The sequence below is a fragment of the Fulvivirga maritima genome, assembly GCF_021389955.1.
Classification (GTDB): Bacteria; Bacteroidota; Bacteroidia; order Cytophagales; family Cyclobacteriaceae; genus Fulvivirga; species Fulvivirga maritima.
The window spans coordinates 4,102,753-4,119,542 of record NZ_CP089980.1 but is presented as its reverse complement, the minus strand read 5'-3'; the positions used below and the strand labels follow the sequence as shown (position 1 = coordinate 4,119,542).

Here is a 16,790-nt window from a genome sequence, read left to right as displayed (position 1 = left end):
AGGATTTTAAAAATAAAAACATCCTCCATAACCTAACTGCGTTCCTAAAGGCAAAACCGCACTAAAACGGATATTACATGTCAATTTTAGACTTTAAAAATTCAAAATATTTAGGATCGTCTTCTTCAAAAATCTCAGGACCAGCTATAGCATAAGCTCTGGTAAGCTCATCGGCCGCTCTTTTTTCATTGCCTTGCTCTAACTGACATTGTCCTAACCTAAGGTGTATAAACGGATTGCCAATAGCTCCCGGACAGTGCATAGCATAGCTCAAATTATCTACCCCTGCTTTATAATCGCCACCTAAAAAATTAGCATCACCTATGGCTGTGAGCACCCAGGTGGTAGCCTCCCATATGGTTTGTGGCTCTGGCAAATGATCAAAAGCCTCCCAGTATTTCTCTAACGCACCAGCTAACTCTCCTTGCTCAGCCAGCTCGTCTCCTTGCTGACATAAGGCGGTAACATGATCATGTATATGCTTATCTAGCTCTTTCATAGGTTTTTAAGTTAAAAGGGATCTGCTTATCCCATTTTGATGCTTCAAAGCTATGCTATTCACTCATGATTTAAATCACGGGAAACAGTGATTGTTAAGTCTGTGCTGTAGACTTTGTTTTATAATTAGTGAATTTAAAATCTAATAAATCAATTTTTCGTAAAGGCATTAAGGAATAACTTATTGACTTCAACCTTACATAAATGGATAAGAAATTAACAAAAGAGCAGATAGCAGAATTAGAAAACCAACTGAGTTGCCCCAGTGGTGAAATGGGTGCCGAAGTAGGTAAAAACATGAATGAAAGCAACATTGGGATGACAACCAACACCATTGAATTTCTTGAACTTAATAAAGGGCATCAAGTATTGGAAATTGGGCACGGCAACTGTGGGCATTTAGACAAAATACTATCCATAGCTGAAGAAATTAAATATTTTGGCTTAGAAATATCAGAAACCATGATGAAGGAAGCCAAAACTATTAATAAAAATAAACCAGCTGAATTTAATTTATATGACGGTGTAACCATTCCCTTTCCTGATGATTCATTCGATAGAATATTTAGTGTAAACACGGTGTATTTTTGGTCTGACAAGGAAAAACTGATCAAAGAAATTGATAGAACTTTAAAGCCAGATGGAATTTGTGTTTTAACCTATGCGGATAAAGATTTCATGAAAAACCTGCCCTTTGTAGGTGAAAAATTCAGGCTTTACGATCACGCCGATCTTGAAGAGCTGGCGAGTTTGGCTAAGTTAAAAGTAGTTGAAACCCGACAAATGGAAGAAGAAGTGCAGAGCAAATCAGGTGAAACTGTGCTAAGGAAATATTCCATGTCAAAATTAAAGAAGCAGTAATGAAACCTAAAGAAGTCATTAACAAGTGGGTAGAGTTATTCAACCAAGGAAACGCTGTAGAAATAAGCGAATTATACCATTCCGATGCCATCAATCATCAGGTAAATCAAGACCCTGTGGAAGGAAAAAAAGCCATTGAAGAAATGTTTGACAGAGAGTTTAAAATGGCTGAAATGGTGTGTATACCAGAAAATATATTTGAAGATGGCGAGTGGGCCATTTTAGAATGGAAAGACCCTTTAGGCCTACGAGGTTGCGGATTTTTCAAGGTAATCAACGGGAAAATCAAATTCCAACGTGGCTACTGGGACAAACTCTCGTTTCTAAGAATACATGAGTTGCCTTTACCGAGAGAGTAGGGGTTTATTTAATTACTATTCCTTAACTAATCGGCTTGCCTCTTCGTTTGAATGTAGTTTTCCAGCTTCAACATCCAAAAACCCCTCATCTATTGCTTTTTTTTCAGGTATTATTAGCTCTTCAACATGCTCTATCTCATATTCAAGTTCAACAGCTTTAAGAAGTTCATGCAACAACTGAGGATCATTAATATCCTTAAGCCGGTGCATTATTTTTTCCTTTACGTTCATAGATATAAAGTTAGACAGTTATAACTAAAGAAGCTAGTATGACGGTTTGCAATCTAACAAAATAGGGGTTCAAAAAGTGCTTTGCTTGGGAAGAAAACACCTCTAAATATGGTTAAGTTAAATGGATATAGTCTCTATACTTTGAGCAAGGTATTAGAACGGCTGCTTCGGTGACTTTGATTAGCTATTAAATTCACCAAACATTAATCATAGTTTAACATCTGTTGTTCTCGATGTAAATAGCACATTTTCCTCCACCTCTCTTCATTCAGACATTCAATTTTATCATTTATTTCTTTTCCAAATTTCCATGGATACAGATTTTTTAAAGCCTCCAACTTTTTGAAATAAACTTCTGTTATATCTAGTTTTTCTATAAGCTCTTCAATAACCTCATTATGGAAGAAAGATACATTGTCTACAACTACAGAATCTATTTCATCATGAAGTTTTTCAATGTAAGAATACATGTTATGATATTCCACCACTTTAAAAAAATCAAGCCATTTTTGCTTACTACTTAAATCAAGTAAATCCTTTGATAAATCAAACTCTATTTTCCTTTTATTGTCATTACCTGAACTAGTCAATTCTACACCATCCAATGATGATATTATTTTATGATAAATTTTATTATTTTCTAAATCAACCTTAAAATAAATTACGGGAACAGTAAGTTTACTCCAATAATCAATGTGGTCTTTTTCCACATATTCAGAGAAATTAGCGTTAATAGGGCTTTGAGTAGACTTTACTTGAGCTTTTATTATCAATCCGTTAGAATGTAAATCTTTATCAAGGATCTCAATTTCAGCATCAATACCAATGTCGGCAGACATTATTCTAAAAGGGAAATGAAAATTCTGATTAATCCAGTGACCTAAATAAAGAAGCCCAGAATCACCCGTTGAACTAGTAGTATAAAATTTCATCCTCAGTCTTCCTAATAATTTATAACCAAACTGATCTTAAAGCTTTCTTAAAATAAGACATTTCATACACTTATAGTAATAATTGATAAGAATATGTATGTACATCAATAGACCTGACCTTAACCTGAAAGTTCTCACTCCCCCCTATACCCGCCTATGATTTTATTGATAGAGGCTTCATGCTGTTTGATGTTAAATTCTGTTTTTAATTCGGCCATGCAGCTGGCGCAGAGGCAGTCGCTAAACTGTGAGGATAGGTAGTTTCTTTGCTCATGGGTTAGCTCCACTTTACTACACTGGCAAAGGGCAATATTGCCCACTTTACACTCAAAGAGGGTATTACAACGTGGGCAATATTTATCTTCATGCTTGGGCATAGATTACTTTAGTGATTACACTCCTGTTTCTACACTCTCACGCATGCTTTTGGCGGCACTCACCATTTCTATCAGTGCCTTTCTGGTTTCTTCCCAACCTCTGGTTTTTAAACCACAGTCAGGGTTTACCCATAGCTGATCTTCTGGCAGTACTGCTTTAGCTTTCTCCAGCAGCTCTTCCATTTCCAATCTGCTAGGCACACGTGGCGAATGGATGTCATAAACACCAGGACCAATATCATTTGGATAATTAAACTGAACGAAAGCGTCTAATAACTCCATTTGCGAACGAGAACATTCTATGGTAATCACATCAGCATCCATCGCTGCTATGTTTTCAATGATGTCATTAAACTCAGAATAACACATGTGAGTATGTATTTGCGTAGCATCACTCACTCCTGATGAAGCTATACGGAAGGCCCTCACGGCCCACTCCAGATAGGTTTGCCAGTCAGACTTCCTTAACGGCAACCCTTCTCTTATGGCTGGTTCATCAATTTGTATCACCTTAATGCCGGCTTCTTCAAGGTCTACCACCTCATCTCTTATGGCCAGAGCTATCTGGTTACAGGTGGCTGATCTTGGCTGGTCGTTTCTTACAAAACTCCATTGTAATATGGTTACTGGGCCGGTAAGCATTCCTTTGACCAACTTATCTGTAAGTCCTTGAGCGTAGGTGCTCCATTTCACCGTCATAGCTTCTGGTCGGGAAACATCACCATAGATAATAGGCGGCTTCACGCAGCGGCTACCATAACTTTGTACCCATCCGTTTTGAGTAAACACAAAGCCATTGAGCTTTTCTCCGAAATACTCTACCATGTCATTTCTTTCAAATTCACCATGCACGAGTACATCAAGCCCTATTTTTTCTTGCCACTCTATAGCCTTAGCGGTTTCTTCAGCCAGGAGATCATTATACTCTTTTTGGGAGAGCTCTCCTTTTTTGAATTTAGCCCTCCAGCTTCTCACTTCTTTAGTTTGAGGAAAAGAGCCAATGGTAGTGGTAGGATAAAGAGGTAAGTTGAGCACAGATTGCTGCGTAGCCTTCCGCGAGGCAAACTCATGATCTCTATGTGTATCAGATTCTTCAATACCATTTACACGTGATTTAACAGCCGTATTATGAATTAAAGCCGAAGTAATCCTGCTTTCCTGCGCCTGGGTGTTGGCCTGTAAGGCAGCTATTACATCAGCCTTATCTTCACCTGCCAGTTTGCTTAGGGTCACTACTTCTTCCACTTTTTGCTTAGCAAAAGCCAGCCAGCTCTTTATTATTGGCGTAAGCGTATCTTCTTTAGTCTCTAAAGACAAGTCACAAGGAGAATGAAGCAGAGAGCAACTCGTACCAATCATTATTCTCTCCTTTCCTAATGCTCCAATCGCCTTTTTAATTTGTTCTAGACTGGCAATAAAGTTATTCTTCCAAATATTTCTTCCATCTACCAAACCGAGAGATAGTGAAAGGTTATCCGGCGTTTTAGCCAGCACCTCAGAAAGCTGTTCCGGCGCTCTTACCAAGTCTACATGCAGGGCTGTAACGGGTAGTGACACCGCCAACTCTGTATTTCCTTTAAGGCCTTCAAAATAAGTAGCTAATAGTATTTTCAGGTGAGGAAATTTCTTATCGATCTCTGCATAAACTTTTTTATACACCTCCTGAGTAGGCGCGTCAATGTCCATAGCCAGGAAAGGCTCATCTATTTGTATCCACTGTACATCTCGCTCACTAAGCTGAGCAAAAAGCTCAAAATAAACTGGTAACAGGTTATCTATTAGCTCTAATCGGTTGAAGCCCTCTTCTTTTTCCTTACCCAAAAGCAAGAAAGAAACAGGTCCCAGGATCACCGGCTTGGAGGCAATACCAATACGCTTAGCTTCGTCAAATTCATCAATAATTTTAGTAGAAAAGAGTTTAAACTGCTGGTCTTTAGTAAACTCAGGCACTATGTAATGGTAGTTAGTATCAAACCACTTGGTCATTTCCATAGCGGTTATGTCCAAGCCATTTTGCTGATAACCACGAGCCATAGCAAAGTACAAGTCCAGCTCCGTTTTACCTTCTTTAAGAATTACATCATGGTACCTTTCGGGAATAGCATTAACGGTGAGCGCCATATCCAGCACCTGATCATAGTAAGAAAAGTCGTTAGAAGGAATAAGGTCTATTCCTGCTTCTTTCTGAAGATTCCAGTTATGCTCCCTGATTTCTTTAGCAGCCTGCACCAGCTCCTTCAGCGTAATTTTGTCGTTCCAGTAGCTTTCACAAGCCCTTTTTAGTTCACGTCGGCTACCTATGCGCGGATAGCCCAGAATGTGTGTTTGCATTTTTTTAACTTTTAGTGTTTAAATAGTATTCTAAAAGTCCATTGCAAAATTTCGGCTTTGCCCGACGATAATAAGAAGAAAAATAAGGTGAAGATGCACCACTCCCAATACCAACAGCATACACCTATCCTGTGATTTTACAAGCAAGCATCAGACCTGACAATGAGCTTCATATCGCGAAAGCAAAGTCATAGCGGAAAAGGCAGGTCTCCTGACTTTTAACAGCTTTTGCCGTCCTTCCCATTCTGATCAGGCAGAACAGTGGACCACAAGGGCAAAAGCCTTTAGTGTTAATTACAGTTGCGCGACAGCTCTGGATTTGCACCAGATTCCCTATTAATGCACGTTAAGTGTAACCTACTCCGTTTGATGAAATTAAGTAAAGAACTTTACTGATCGTAAAAGTAAGTATTTCTTTTTTGAAAAGGTTCAGTTAGGAGTAGAATAAAGTACTACTCCTTTCATTTACCCTTTATTATTCTGGCTAGATCCTTCTGGTGGATACGGTATGGTATTTTTAAGGGCTTCTATAGCTTCTGGGGTAAAATTGGGTATTTCCATCTGCTCTTTCTCTCTCCATTCCTTTACCTTAGCGTGAATGGCTTCTGCTTTTTCAGTAGAAACGCCTTCATCTTTAGCCATATAAATAGTTTGTGATGGGAAGGCGAAACCTGTACCACTCTCTTCAACTATATCCATAATACGGAGCAGCAAGTCTTCTTTCACCTCTAAAAACCCATTATAATCTATGGCTCTCACATAAGCGAATATCTCCAGCGGCAGGTAATCAGGACCAAAACCTGTAAAACGTATTCTGGCAGGATCTGGATCTACCTTAGGGTGAGCATATAAGAGCTTCCTTATTTCTACCAGCAGATAGCGCATCTGGTCAGGGGTGGTTTCATAGCGCATAGAGAGCACCGGGTGAAACCAAAACATATCTCTTTGAGTATAATTTTCAATTTTTAAAGAAGAAAACTCACCATTAGGTATGGTTACTATGGTTCTGTCTAATGTTCTTATTTTGGTAGAACGCATGCCTATCTGCTCTACGGTGCCGGTGGTATCCGCTACTTTACAGAAGTCTCCTACTCTAATAGGTCTGTCTAGTACCAGCGTAACACTACCCACAAAATTTTCCACCGTTTTCTGCGCACCCAAGGCAATAGCAATACCACCAATACCCAGGGCTGCTATCCAGTTAGTAATATCAAAGCCCAGGGCCCCGATAGCCATAATAACGCCTATGATAATAATAGAAACGTAAAATGCTCTTCTAAAAAATATGATAGCACTAACGGCGGCCAAATTGCCTTTAAGGCTCATTTTACGCTCCATAAAGCCAGCTACGAAATCAGCGATTCTCCATAAAAGCAATAGCAGCGCGGCCCAAAACACTATTACCGTAACAAAACTGAATTGCTGCCTTACCACCACTGATATACCCAGATATTGAGACACTTTAAGATATAAGACTATGGCAAGATATAATCTCAATGGAAAACTAAAAGCATCAATAATCCCTTCAACAGACTCCTCTCTAGCCTTTTTCCATACTTTTTTAACAAAAAACACCAAGCCTTTTGAAAGGTATACGGCACAGAAATACACTAAAACCACTATGCCCAGAATAGCTATCCACTGACCAAGTGAGAAGCCGAACCTTCTATTTTTTAACAGAAAATTAGGTAATAATTTATTTATAATTGGCTCCTTAAAATTCTCCTTTTCTGAAGCTATATTGAGCAACGTTTCTGAGCTAAAAAGCCAGATATAATTTCCTTCAGTATCTTTTTTCTTCTGAAGCAAAAGGTCGATGTTCTTATTATTAACAGAAACAAACCCTACCCTATCAACATCCTTTTTAAAGCCATCTTCCAGGTTTCCTTCCTCCTTATCACTAATCCAGGCATTAGGGAATATGGTGCCTCCCTGATCCAGCATAAACACCAGGCTTTTCACCAACTCAGCAGCCTCTTCATTACTGGCATCATAAGCTCCATTTAAATCAAAATAACCAATGGCTCTTTTATACCTGCTGGCAGATATAGCATCCATAAAACCATTAACGGTTCCTTGCGGCGACCTTCTGCCTAGTGAGTCAGTAGGAACCTCCTCTTCTTCAGCGGGCTCTTCAACTTGTGTTTGCCCCAGAATTTGAGCCGAAGCGCTAATTGATACAAATACCAAAAGCACCACTACGAACTGTATTTTAAAGAAAGAAGCCTTTATCAGCGACATTTTATAATTCAATTTTTTTAATTATAGAGGCACAAAACTAACTATTAAAACGCTATTCAAAATAGATTTTTTGAAAGAAGTATACTCAACCCTCCAACCTTATAAAAAGATTCGGTGTCTATAAAATAAAACCAATCACACCATGAAAAAGTCCTCTACTACCTCCTCAAAACTGAACATCGGTCTGATCCTACTTGTTTTCATATCCTTCGTTTCATGTGAAGATAAATGTGAAAATGAACAAACTTTATACAACTACCGCCCTGTGTATACCAGCCTGACAGAACTTAGGTCTCAAGTAGCATATTCGGAGCCTCAAGAAATAGAAATTACAGGAAAAATATTCTTCAAAGACTCTTATTTATTCATTAATGAGCCTAATAAAGGTATTCATATTATAGATAATCATGACCCTGCTAACCCGGTAAACAAAGGTTTTATAACTGTACCCGGCTCTTATGACCTGGCAGTAAAAGGCAATATGCTATATACTGATAGTTATATAGATCTTGTAATTATTGACATCAGTGACATTAATAATATTCATGAGGCGGGAAGAAAAGAAAATGTATTTAACACCTATAATACGTATGGCTACTACGCCACCGATGACGCATTGGTCACTAGCTGGGAAATCAGCGAAGAAAGAACTGTAGTTACCCATGACTGCAATGGATCGGACTCAGACCCTGTTTTGTATGATTGGGGCTATACCTTGTCTGATGGCATTGGCACCTTTGAATCTATAGACAATAGAAATTCAGTATCTCCTACTAACCCTGGCATGGGCGGATCTATGGCTCGCTTTGCCTTGGCAGGAAATTACCTATACACTTTAAACAGTAGCGAGCTGATAACCTTTAACCTGGCCTCTCCAGAAAGCCCCTCTGATGACAATCATACTCAGCTCAGCTGGGATATAGAAACCATATTCCCCAAAAACGGCCATTTATTTATAGGAACCCGCAGTGGCATGCATATTATGGATCTGACTACAGATCCGCTGTCTCCTACGCTGTTATCTACATATGCCCATGTAACCAGCTGCGATCCCGTAATAGTAGATGATAATTATGCCTATGTAACCCTTAGATCAGGTACAGAGTGCGAGGGTTTTACTAACCAACTAGAGGTGATTGATATTAGCGACCTTACTAACCCTAAGCTGCTGCATACTTACGAAATGACTAACCCTCATGGCTTAGGTAAAGACGGCAACCTCCTCTTTATATGCGATGGTAGCGATGGCCTCAAAGTCTTTAATGCCGAAGACATTTCTGACATTAATAATAACATGCTGGAGCATTACAAAGATATACAAGCCTATGACATTATTCCCTTCCAAAATATAGCCATGATGATAGGTGAAGACGGACTCTTCCAATATGATTATTCTGACATGGATAACATCACCCTTCTCAGCCATATTCAAATAAAATCGTCTCATTAATGAAGAAACTCACTTTACTTTCTCTTTCTCTGCTACTTTGCTTACAACTGTACGCACAGAAAGACAAGATATTTCTAAAAAACAATGGGGTAGTGAAAGGCAGAATCACCTCCATTGATGACAATATTTATTTGGATATTGAAAACAGCAAACTTGTAATACCTAAGAGTGCCATAGAGCATGTTAACATGAGTGTGGCTACTAAGCGAGCTTTTCATGAGTATAAGGATTCTTTAAAATTTTATCAGCAGAAGCCCGGGTTTCTACCTCAATTGCAAGTCTCAGGCATAGTAGACACAGGAGAAGATAATCACAGCTCAGCTTTTGCAGTAAATGCCATCGGTCTATATGCCTTTAGGCCTTATGTACAGTTAGGACTCAGCGCCGGTTATGAATCTTATGATGATTTTGAAGCCGCAACATTGAGTCTTTATTATAAAGCTGCGGTAAGAAACTATATTAACAGTCCATTTATTTATGCCTCTTTAGGAGAAAGTAAAGCCTGGAAAAAACCTGGAAATACGTCTGATGAGATAGAGGGTAAAACGACAATAAGCGCTGGCTTCGGGCTGCAGTGGAGAGTAGAGTCCTTTTTGCTTATGGCTTCTGTGGGCTGGAAACAATTTGCAATTGAGCAGACTAACAAATATTACTATAACGATGTCAGGTTTGCCAACTCTAATACAACAAACAAAAAGATAAATATGATCTCATTTAATTTCGGAATAGGTCTGAATTAAAGGTCATGCCCTGGACATTAGATTTATTCTAATGTCCTTTGGGTGTGGCTAAAGAGTAATTTTCGCCCACACCATAATACTAGCTTTTACTATCTGCCATTTTAAAAAGTAACAGAAAAAGGTTGGTGAAAACAGCCATCAAAAAGGCATACCATAAAAGTAAGGTGAGTATCATTTCTCTCTTACCTTCATAAAACCCGGTATAGAAAAACGGCCAATGTAAAAAAACACAGTAATAGTGGACGGTTTCCCATCCTACACTGCTTAAAGCCCAATAATAGGTAGACACTAAGATTATTAAGGTAATACCTATTGAAGAAAATATTTTGCTCCGGGCTGAAAATTGGGCCATATAACCATTGAGTTTATCTCAAATTATTCTTTTTAATGAACTTATACAAGTGGCTTTCATCTACAAATCCAAACTCAGCGGCGATCTGCTTCATACCAACCGTTCCATGCTCCAGCCTTTGACTAATGAGTTGCAACCTAAAGTTATTAACATAATCTCTCAGGCTGCTACCCACCTTTTCTTTAAAGAGCATACCGATATAATTGGTTGAGTAATTAAAGTGCGCCGCCATGGCTTTCAAAGTGAGCTTTCCGGGGTTATAAATATGTAATTCTATGTACTCAATCAGCTCTTGAGCCATACCTGTTTTCTCCGATTTATCAGCGGCGATATGACTACAGGCATTACTATTTCGCTTAAGCACCAGAATTATAACACTGAAAATCTGAAGTATAATTTTATGATTAAGCAAGCGAGTACTGTTATACTCAGAAACCATAATCTCCATTAACTGATGCACTAATAGCTTATCTTCTTTTAATTTTAGTAAACTACCTTTTTTCCTTTCCGGGTAATAGAGTAGGTGATCAACATCCTTATTCCATTCTCCAGGTAAGGGCAATTCGTAATAATTATTGAAATAAAGCTTCGTAAATTTAAAGTATATAAATCGGGTACTTTGCTTTATTTCAAATTCATGCTCGTCATCAGGTCCTAGTAAAAACAAATCCCCTTTCTTATAACAAAAATCAATGTCATTGAGATGATGCTTGCCACAGCCTTTGGCAATATATACTATCTCAAAATGGTTATGATTGTGCCTGGGATGAGGCCATTCATCCACTTCAAAATCTGACATTACCAACTCTTCAAACTGTGTATATCGCTTCATACTACTGATTATTTTCTAATTGACCTCTCCCTCAAAAGAACCCTGCATATTTACCTAAATAACATGTATATATACCTTAACGGAATTCAAGCTTTAGCGTTATAACATTAAAAGAATTAATAAAACAAATATCAATGCAAACCCAAAAATCAGCATACGCTCTGGCCCGCCTCCCGATTGGCTTTAGTTTTTTCGGGCATGGTATGGTTAGAATTCCAAAGTTAAATAGCTTTGCAGACGGAATGGCCCAGTCATTTGAAGAAACTATGCTGGGTCATGACTTTGTATTCTCTTTTGCTACAGTACTTCCCATCATAGAACTACTGTTGGGAATGGCGCTGCTCGCTGGTCTTAAGATGAAGATCACTTCTACTGTAGGAGTGTTTTTGGTGTGTAAACTCATCTTTGGTTCCAGCCTGCAAGAAAACTGGTCGGCTGTAGCTATACAGATATTTTATGGGTTATACCTAGCTATTTTACATCTGTTCGCAGATAGTAATGGGTATGCTATTGGTATGAAAAATAACAAATAATATGGATTTACAACTCGATAATAAAACCGCTTTAATAACAGGTTCAACCGCTGGGATAGGTTACGGCATAGCTAAAGTATTGGCTAAAGAAGGTGCATCAGTAATCATAAATGGCCGCAAACAGGAAGATTTGGTAGAGGCTATGGAAAAGCTGAGAAAAGAAACAGGCAGTGAAAATATTAATGGCATAGCCGCTGACTTTGCCAAGAAAAAAGATGTAGACAAACTATTAAAAGCAGTGCCTGATGTAGATATACTTATTAACAATGTAGGCATATTCAATCAGGTAGATTTTGCTGATATCACTGATGAAGAATGGTATGAAACCTTCGAAATTAATGTAATGAGCGGTGTGCGACTGGCTCGTCATTACTTTCCTAAAATGATGGATAAAAACGAAGGTCGCATTATTTTCATCAGCAGTGAATCCGCTATGAACATACCTACGGAGATGGTTCATTATGGCATGAGTAAAACTGCTCAGCTAGCCATTTCTCGTGGGCTGGCACGCCTTACTAAAGGAAGCAATGTGACGGTTAACTCAGTGCTTCCTGGCCCTACTTGGAGCCGAGCCAATAAAAAAGGTATGGAACAACAAGCTGAGGATGAAGGAAAATCTGTAGATGAAGTATTGCATGACTTCTTCCAGGAAAGAAGGCCTACCTCTCTAACACAGCGCTTTGCTGATGTAGATGAAGTAGCCAACATGGTGGCTTATGTGGCCAGTCCGCTTTCATCAGCTACCAATGGAGCTGCTCTGCGTGTAGATGGTGGCGTGGTCAATTCAATCGTGTAAATAAATAATAACTAAATAGACAATTCTGAATGAACAAAGCTTTATTAGCACTTGCCATTGGAGGGTTTGGCATCGGCATGACCGAGTTTGTGATTATGGGTATACTTCCTGATGTAGCTGAAGCACTGGAAATAAGTATCCCGACGGCAGGACATTTTATATCAGCATATGCTTTAGGCGTGGTGGTGGGTGCCCCTACCCTAACTATTTTGGGTGGCAGATGGTCAGGCAAGACTATGCTTTTATTATTAATGGCATGGTTTACTGTTTTCAATACATTATCTGCACTATCTACCAGTTATGAAGCTTTATTAGCATTCAGGTTTTTATCAGGACTACCTCACGGTGCCTTCTTTGGTATGGGAGCTGTGGTAGCCTCAAGGCTGGCAAAACCTGGCAAGGCGGCCAGAGCCATTGCTACCATGTTCACCGGGCTTACTATCGCTAATGTGGTAGGTGTACCCTTAGGCACTTATCTGGGTCATAATTATGGATGGCACATCACCTTCTACATAGTAGGTGTAATTGGCATACTCACATTGGTTTCCATTTATTTTTGGATGCCCTTTTTACCAAAATCATCATCTAAAAGCGCTACCGCCGACTTTGCTGTGCTAAAAAACAAGGAGTTATGGCTAGGCTTTTTCCTTACCACCATTGGTACAGGAGGTTTTTTCGCATGGTATAGCTACATAGCTCCCCTCATTACCGATGTGGCGGGTCACCCCGAAAGCATGGTGAGCTACGGGATGATTTTAGCCGGACTAGGTATGGTAGTAGGCAATTTTATAGGGGCCAAATTAGCTGAAACATTCTCCCCGTTGCGGGCTGTTTTCATTGCACTAGTGGCCATGGTAATCTGTTTAATTAGCAACACCTACTTAGCCCAGAATGAAATCATGGTGATGGTAACCACTTTTATTATAGGAGTTATAGCTTTTACGCTGTCTACACCTATCCAAATGGTAATGATCAAAGCCTCTGAAGGATCAGAAATGTTAGGATCATCATTAAACCAAAGTGCCTTTAATATGGGTAATGCTTCGGGAGCCTACTTCGCAGGGCTACCAATTGCTATGGGCTATGGCATTACCTCTGCACAACTGGTAGGTGCCACCATGGCTTTTATAGGGATAGGCATAGCTTCTGTGTTGGCTAACGTGAGGAAAAACAAAAGAAAAATGAACGTAGTAACTATAAATAATTAAAATTATGGAGAAAAGAAGATTAGGAAATACTGATTTATATACAGCACCTGTAGTGTTTGGAGGAAACGTGTTTGGCTGGACGCTGAATGAAAAAGAATCGTTCGAAATGATGGATGAGATCATCAACTCCGGTTTTAACACCATAGACACTGCTGATGTATACTCTCGCTGGGCTGATGGCAATAATGGCGGAGAATCAGAAACCATTATAGGTAATTGGCTTAAAGCCAGAGGTAACAGAGACCAGGTTAATATCATTACCAAGGTAGGTGCTGATATGGGACAAGGTCACAAAGACTTAACAGAAGCTTACATCTTAAAAGCAGCTGATGCCTCTTTAAAAAGATTGCAGGTAGACCATATAGACCTTTACCTTACCCACTGGGATGATGATAAAACTCCGGTAGAAGAAACTCTCGGTGCTTATGAAAAACTAATAAAAGCAGGAAAAGTAAGGTATATTGGAGCCTCTAACCTATCACCAGAAAGGTTAACCGCCTCTTTAGAAGCAAGCAAAAACAATGGACTTCCCAGATATGAAGTATTTCAACCGGAATACAACCTTTACGACCGTGAAGGATTTGAGACCGGAGTGGCTAATATCTGTAAAGAAGAAGGATTGGGTGTAATCACTTATTTCTCTTTGGCCAGCGGCTTCTTGAGTGGTAAATACAGAACAAAGGCTGACTTTGAAGGCAAAGCCAGAGCCATGTTTGCAGAGAAATACCTTAACGAAAGAGGTAGCAGCATTTTAGAAGCTCTTGATGATGTTGCCGCTAAGCACAATGCTTCACAGGCAGGAGTATCATTAGCATGGTTACTTAATAAACCTACAGTAACTGCTCCTATAGCCAGTGCTACCAAAAGCAAGCATTTGCAAGCCTTCATAGAAGCAGGTCAGCTCAGCCTTAGTGATGATGATATGAAGCAGTTAGACGAAGCATCTAACTACTCTCAACTAGCTTAATATGAAGAACTTTTTAAGGTTGACATATTTGGTTCTAACACTTGCTGGCTCTATGCCGGCAAGTGTTTTTTCTCAACAGATAACAACTATTAAAGCAAAAGACAATGTATATCTGGTGGGTGATCGTACCTATTCGCTCTTCTATGTTACAAATGATGGGGTTATTGTAATAGACCCTATCGATAAGAAGCATTCTGAGGCAACCATGAAAGCCATAGAAAAAGTTACTGACTTACCAGTAAAGTATGTTTTCTATAGCCATAACCATTGGGATCATATTAGTGGCGGGCAGGTATTCAAAGACCAGGGAGCTACTTTTGTTAGCCACATTGAAGCATACAAAAACATACCCCATAAAGAAGATGTAATCATGCCTGACAGCACCTGGAGTGGAAATGAAGCCTCTTTCACTTTCGGCAATAAGGAGCTTGAACTGCATTATTATGAAAGAAACCACGGTAATGGCATGACTGTTTTTCGTTTCCCTGAACACAACAGTATTTTCATCATTGACATGGTAGTACCAGATAGAGTACTATATGCCTACTTGCCAGACGCATCACCTAAAAATTGGGTGGCTCATCTCAAAGAAATTCAGAAGTTAGAATTTGATGATGTATACATGGCACACGTAAGAGCAATAGGTGATAGAACCGATATAACGCTCATCCAAAATTACTTTGACGATCTTTACACCGAGGTAAGGAAGGCACTGAAAAGTGATACTCCTTTTTTTGAAATACCCAATACGGTAAAAATGCCTCAATATGAAAATTTAAAAAATTACGATGAATGGCTTCATATGAATGTATGGAGAATAATGATGGAGGAGTCCGTAGGACAATAAACACTAATGGCAGTAAGAAGAATAACAGAGCACAATAAGAAGATTGCCACTATATTGGCATTTTCAGTAGTACCACTCTCTGGGTTGGTTACAGATATTTATTTACCATCTATGCCACATATGGCAGTAGACCTGGGACTACCTGAAAGCACTATTCAGCTGACCCTCTCCTTCTTTCTAATAAGCTATGGCATCACCCAAATTCTTGCCGGCAGCATTCTGGATGCCCTTGGAAGGTACCGAATAACACTTTTGGCGCTACTTCTATTTTCCTTTTCCAGCTTAGCTATTGCCCTTTCAAATAATATTAACGTTATCCTGGCTATGCGTGCATTACAAGGAGTATGTGCGGGCTTTGCGGTGGTTGGCAAAAGGGTGTTCTTTGTAGATGTATACGAAGGCCAAAAACAGAGAAGCCTGCTTTCTTCCATGACCATTATTTGGGCTGCCGCTCCTATATTAGCACCGTTTGTAGGCGGTTATCTTGAAACCTATTTTACCTGGAGAAGTAACTTTTATGTACTCACGGTCTATGGCTTTTTACTATTTATTTTAGAAGCTATTTTCTCTGGTGAAACTATTAACAAAACCCACCCATTAAGACTAAAGTCTACTTTATCAGTCTATTTCAAGATGTTCAAAACATCAGATTTTGCCTTAGGAGTAGGCATGACAGGCATCAGCTATGGCATGGTAATGATGTACAGCATGTCCGGTCCATTTATCATTGAGCATGAAATGGGGTACCCACCAGTAATTACAGGTTATATCTCACTACTTTTAGGAATAGCCTGGATGTGCGGAGGCTTCTTATCTAAAGCCATGCTCAACTATAAAACTCGAAATAAATCATATTCAGCCCTCAGTTCACAACTACTTATAGCCATAGTAATGATCATAGCAGGTTGGTCTGGCCAAAGCCTTTTATCATTATCTATTACTGCTTTTATGATACATGTAGCTGCTGGTTTTATGTTTAATATATTCTTCACTTACTGTCTCTCCCGTTTCCCAGAATATGCCGGAATATCTAACGGTATTACTGGCGGAGGAACTTATTTTTTAACCTCCTTTTTAAGCTATGGCTCTATAGCTGTGTTTCAGCCATTTCATGAGCAACCCCTCGGGCATGGCTATCTGGGGTTTGCCGTAATAGGCCTGATAGCTTTCACCTTTTGGCTCAGCAGTGCTAAAAAGAGCAGTATTTCCAGTTCAAACGCCGGCAAATAATAAAT

General features: G+C 39.2%; 17 protein-coding genes and 1 riboswitch. Of the genes, 10 read left to right on the top strand and 7 right to left on the bottom strand.

Annotated elements, in window-relative coordinates; genetic code table 11:
• Positions 1-73: 73 nt before the first annotated feature.
• On the bottom strand, positions 74-499 hold the full coding sequence (locus LVD15_RS17495; protein WP_233776513.1) for a tetratricopeptide repeat protein: 426 nt from the start codon (positions 497-499) through the stop codon (positions 74-76).
• 203 nt (positions 500-702) lie between these two features.
• Between LVD15_RS17495 and LVD15_RS17490 the strand changes: the two genes are divergently transcribed.
• Together LVD15_RS17490 and LVD15_RS17485 are read left to right on the top strand one after the other, a co-directional pair.
• A complete protein-coding gene (locus LVD15_RS17490) occupies positions 703-1,359 on the top strand; it encodes a class I SAM-dependent methyltransferase (RefSeq protein ID WP_233776512.1) in 657 nt (218 codons plus the stop codon).
• Positions 1,359-1,718, top strand: coding sequence for a nuclear transport factor 2 family protein (locus LVD15_RS17485; protein WP_233776511.1), 360 nt, complete (start codon positions 1,359-1,361; stop codon positions 1,716-1,718). The genes LVD15_RS17490 and LVD15_RS17485 overlap by 1 nt, the downstream gene beginning before the upstream one ends.
• A 15-nt stretch (positions 1,719-1,733) precedes the next feature.
• Here the strand turns inward: LVD15_RS17485 and LVD15_RS17480 are convergent, their stop codons facing one another.
• The 5 genes from LVD15_RS17480 to LVD15_RS17460 all read right to left on the bottom strand — a co-directional run bounded on the left by LVD15_RS17480 (position 1,734) and on the right by LVD15_RS17460 (position 7,830).
• The gene (locus LVD15_RS17480) at positions 1,734-1,949 is read right to left on the bottom strand and encodes a leucine-rich repeat domain-containing protein (protein WP_233776510.1); all 216 of its coding nucleotides are present in this window, start codon (positions 1,947-1,949) and stop codon (positions 1,734-1,736) included.
• Between the two features lie 203 nt (positions 1,950-2,152).
• Complete coding sequence (locus LVD15_RS17475; protein ID WP_233776509.1) at positions 2,153-2,881, bottom strand: DUF4365 domain-containing protein; 729 nt, start codon at positions 2,879-2,881, stop codon at positions 2,153-2,155.
• A gap of 134 nt (positions 2,882-3,015) precedes the next feature.
• The gene (locus tag LVD15_RS17470) at positions 3,016-3,258 is read right to left on the bottom strand and encodes a cysteine-rich CWC family protein (protein ID WP_233776508.1); all 243 of its coding nucleotides are present in this window, start codon (positions 3,256-3,258) and stop codon (positions 3,016-3,018) included.
• A 15-nt stretch (positions 3,259-3,273) separates the two neighbouring features.
• On the bottom strand, positions 3,274-5,589 hold the full coding sequence (metE, locus tag LVD15_RS17465; protein WP_233776507.1) for a 5-methyltetrahydropteroyltriglutamate--homocysteine S-methyltransferase: 2,316 nt from the start codon (positions 5,587-5,589) through the stop codon (positions 3,274-3,276).
• A 184-nt stretch (positions 5,590-5,773) separates the two neighbouring features.
• A riboswitch (cobalamin riboswitch) is annotated at positions 5,774-5,965 on the bottom strand.
• 89 nt (positions 5,966-6,054) lie between these two features.
• Positions 6,055-7,830 (bottom strand): mechanosensitive ion channel family protein, encoded by a 1,776-nt coding sequence (locus LVD15_RS17460; RefSeq protein ID WP_233776506.1) that lies wholly within the window; start codon positions 7,828-7,830, stop codon positions 6,055-6,057.
• Between the two features lie 142 nt (positions 7,831-7,972).
• Between LVD15_RS17460 and LVD15_RS17455 the strand changes: the two genes are divergently transcribed.
• Positions 7,973-9,280 carry an LVIVD repeat-containing protein gene (locus LVD15_RS17455; protein ID WP_233776505.1) on the top strand — a complete coding sequence of 436 codons (1,308 nt, stop codon included), beginning with the start codon at positions 7,973-7,975 and terminating at the stop codon, positions 9,278-9,280.
• Positions 9,280-10,020, top strand: coding sequence for a hypothetical protein (locus LVD15_RS17450; RefSeq protein ID WP_233776504.1), 741 nt, complete (start codon positions 9,280-9,282; stop codon positions 10,018-10,020). Before LVD15_RS17455 ends, LVD15_RS17450 begins: the two co-directional genes overlap by 1 nt.
• Before the next feature lie 365 nt (positions 10,021-10,385).
• Here LVD15_RS17450 and LVD15_RS17445 read toward each other — a convergent pair whose 3' ends face one another.
• A complete protein-coding gene (locus LVD15_RS17445; protein WP_233776503.1) occupies positions 10,386-11,204 on the bottom strand; it encodes an AraC family transcriptional regulator in 819 nt (272 codons plus the stop codon).
• A gap of 134 nt (positions 11,205-11,338) precedes the next feature.
• Between LVD15_RS17445 and LVD15_RS17440 the strand changes: the two genes are divergently transcribed.
• Genes LVD15_RS17440 through LVD15_RS17415 form a run of 6 tightly spaced genes read left to right on the top strand, consistent with a single transcriptional unit; the run spans position 11,339 to position 16,785 of the window.
• On the top strand, positions 11,339-11,737 hold the full coding sequence (locus LVD15_RS17440) for a DoxX family membrane protein (protein WP_233776502.1): 399 nt from the start codon (positions 11,339-11,341) through the stop codon (positions 11,735-11,737).
• Between the two features lies 1 nt (position 11,738).
• Positions 11,739-12,533 (top strand): SDR family NAD(P)-dependent oxidoreductase, encoded by a 795-nt coding sequence (locus tag LVD15_RS17435; RefSeq protein WP_233776501.1) that lies wholly within the window; start codon positions 11,739-11,741, stop codon positions 12,531-12,533.
• Positions 12,534-12,562: 29 nt separating this feature from the next.
• Complete coding sequence (locus LVD15_RS17430; protein WP_233776500.1) at positions 12,563-13,741, top strand: MFS transporter; 1,179 nt, start codon at positions 12,563-12,565, stop codon at positions 13,739-13,741.
• A 4-nt stretch (positions 13,742-13,745) separates the two neighbouring features.
• The gene (locus LVD15_RS17425; RefSeq protein ID WP_233776499.1) at positions 13,746-14,708 is read left to right on the top strand and encodes an aldo/keto reductase; all 963 of its coding nucleotides are present in this window, start codon (positions 13,746-13,748) and stop codon (positions 14,706-14,708) included.
• A gap of 1 nt (position 14,709) precedes the next feature.
• Positions 14,710-15,555, top strand: a complete 846-nt coding sequence (locus LVD15_RS17420; protein ID WP_233776498.1) for an MBL fold metallo-hydrolase — start codon at positions 14,710-14,712, stop codon at positions 15,553-15,555.
• A 6-nt stretch (positions 15,556-15,561) separates the two neighbouring features.
• The gene (locus tag LVD15_RS17415; protein WP_233776497.1) at positions 15,562-16,785 is read left to right on the top strand and encodes an MFS transporter; all 1,224 of its coding nucleotides are present in this window, start codon (positions 15,562-15,564) and stop codon (positions 16,783-16,785) included.
• Positions 16,786-16,790: the final 5 nt, after the last annotated feature.

Coding starts and splice junctions, on each gene's coding strand:
- LVD15_RS17490 (WP_233776512.1), top strand. CDS start 703: ATGGATAAGAAATTAACAAAAGAGCAGATAGCAGAATTAGAAAACCAA.
- LVD15_RS17420 (WP_233776498.1), top strand. CDS start 14,710: ATGAAGAACTTTTTAAGGTTGACATATTTGGTTCTAACACTTGCTGGC.
- LVD15_RS17435 (WP_233776501.1), top strand. CDS start 11,739: ATGGATTTACAACTCGATAATAAAACCGCTTTAATAACAGGTTCAACC.
- LVD15_RS17470 (WP_233776508.1), bottom strand. CDS start 3,258: ATGCCCAAGCATGAAGATAAATATTGCCCACGTTGTAATACCCTCTTT.
- LVD15_RS17480 (WP_233776510.1), bottom strand. CDS start 1,949: ATGAACGTAAAGGAAAAAATAATGCACCGGCTTAAGGATATTAATGAT.
- LVD15_RS17475 (WP_233776509.1), bottom strand. CDS start 2,881: ATGAAATTTTATACTACTAGTTCAACGGGTGATTCTGGGCTTCTTTAT.
- LVD15_RS17445 (WP_233776503.1), bottom strand. CDS start 11,204: ATGAAGCGATATACACAGTTTGAAGAGTTGGTAATGTCAGATTTTGAA.
- LVD15_RS17460 (WP_233776506.1), bottom strand. CDS start 7,830: ATGTCGCTGATAAAGGCTTCTTTCTTTAAAATACAGTTCGTAGTGGTG.
- LVD15_RS17440 (WP_233776502.1), top strand. CDS start 11,339: ATGCAAACCCAAAAATCAGCATACGCTCTGGCCCGCCTCCCGATTGGC.
- LVD15_RS17415 (WP_233776497.1), top strand. CDS start 15,562: ATGGCAGTAAGAAGAATAACAGAGCACAATAAGAAGATTGCCACTATA.
- LVD15_RS17430 (WP_233776500.1), top strand. CDS start 12,563: ATGAACAAAGCTTTATTAGCACTTGCCATTGGAGGGTTTGGCATCGGC.
- LVD15_RS17485 (WP_233776511.1), top strand. CDS start 1,359: ATGAAACCTAAAGAAGTCATTAACAAGTGGGTAGAGTTATTCAACCAA.
- LVD15_RS17495 (WP_233776513.1), bottom strand. CDS start 499: ATGAAAGAGCTAGATAAGCATATACATGATCATGTTACCGCCTTATGT.
- LVD15_RS17425 (WP_233776499.1), top strand. CDS start 13,746: ATGGAGAAAAGAAGATTAGGAAATACTGATTTATATACAGCACCTGTA.
- metE (WP_233776507.1), bottom strand. CDS start 5,589: ATGCAAACACACATTCTGGGCTATCCGCGCATAGGTAGCCGACGTGAA.
- LVD15_RS17450 (WP_233776504.1), top strand. CDS start 9,280: ATGAAGAAACTCACTTTACTTTCTCTTTCTCTGCTACTTTGCTTACAA.
- LVD15_RS17455 (WP_233776505.1), top strand. CDS start 7,973: ATGAAAAAGTCCTCTACTACCTCCTCAAAACTGAACATCGGTCTGATC.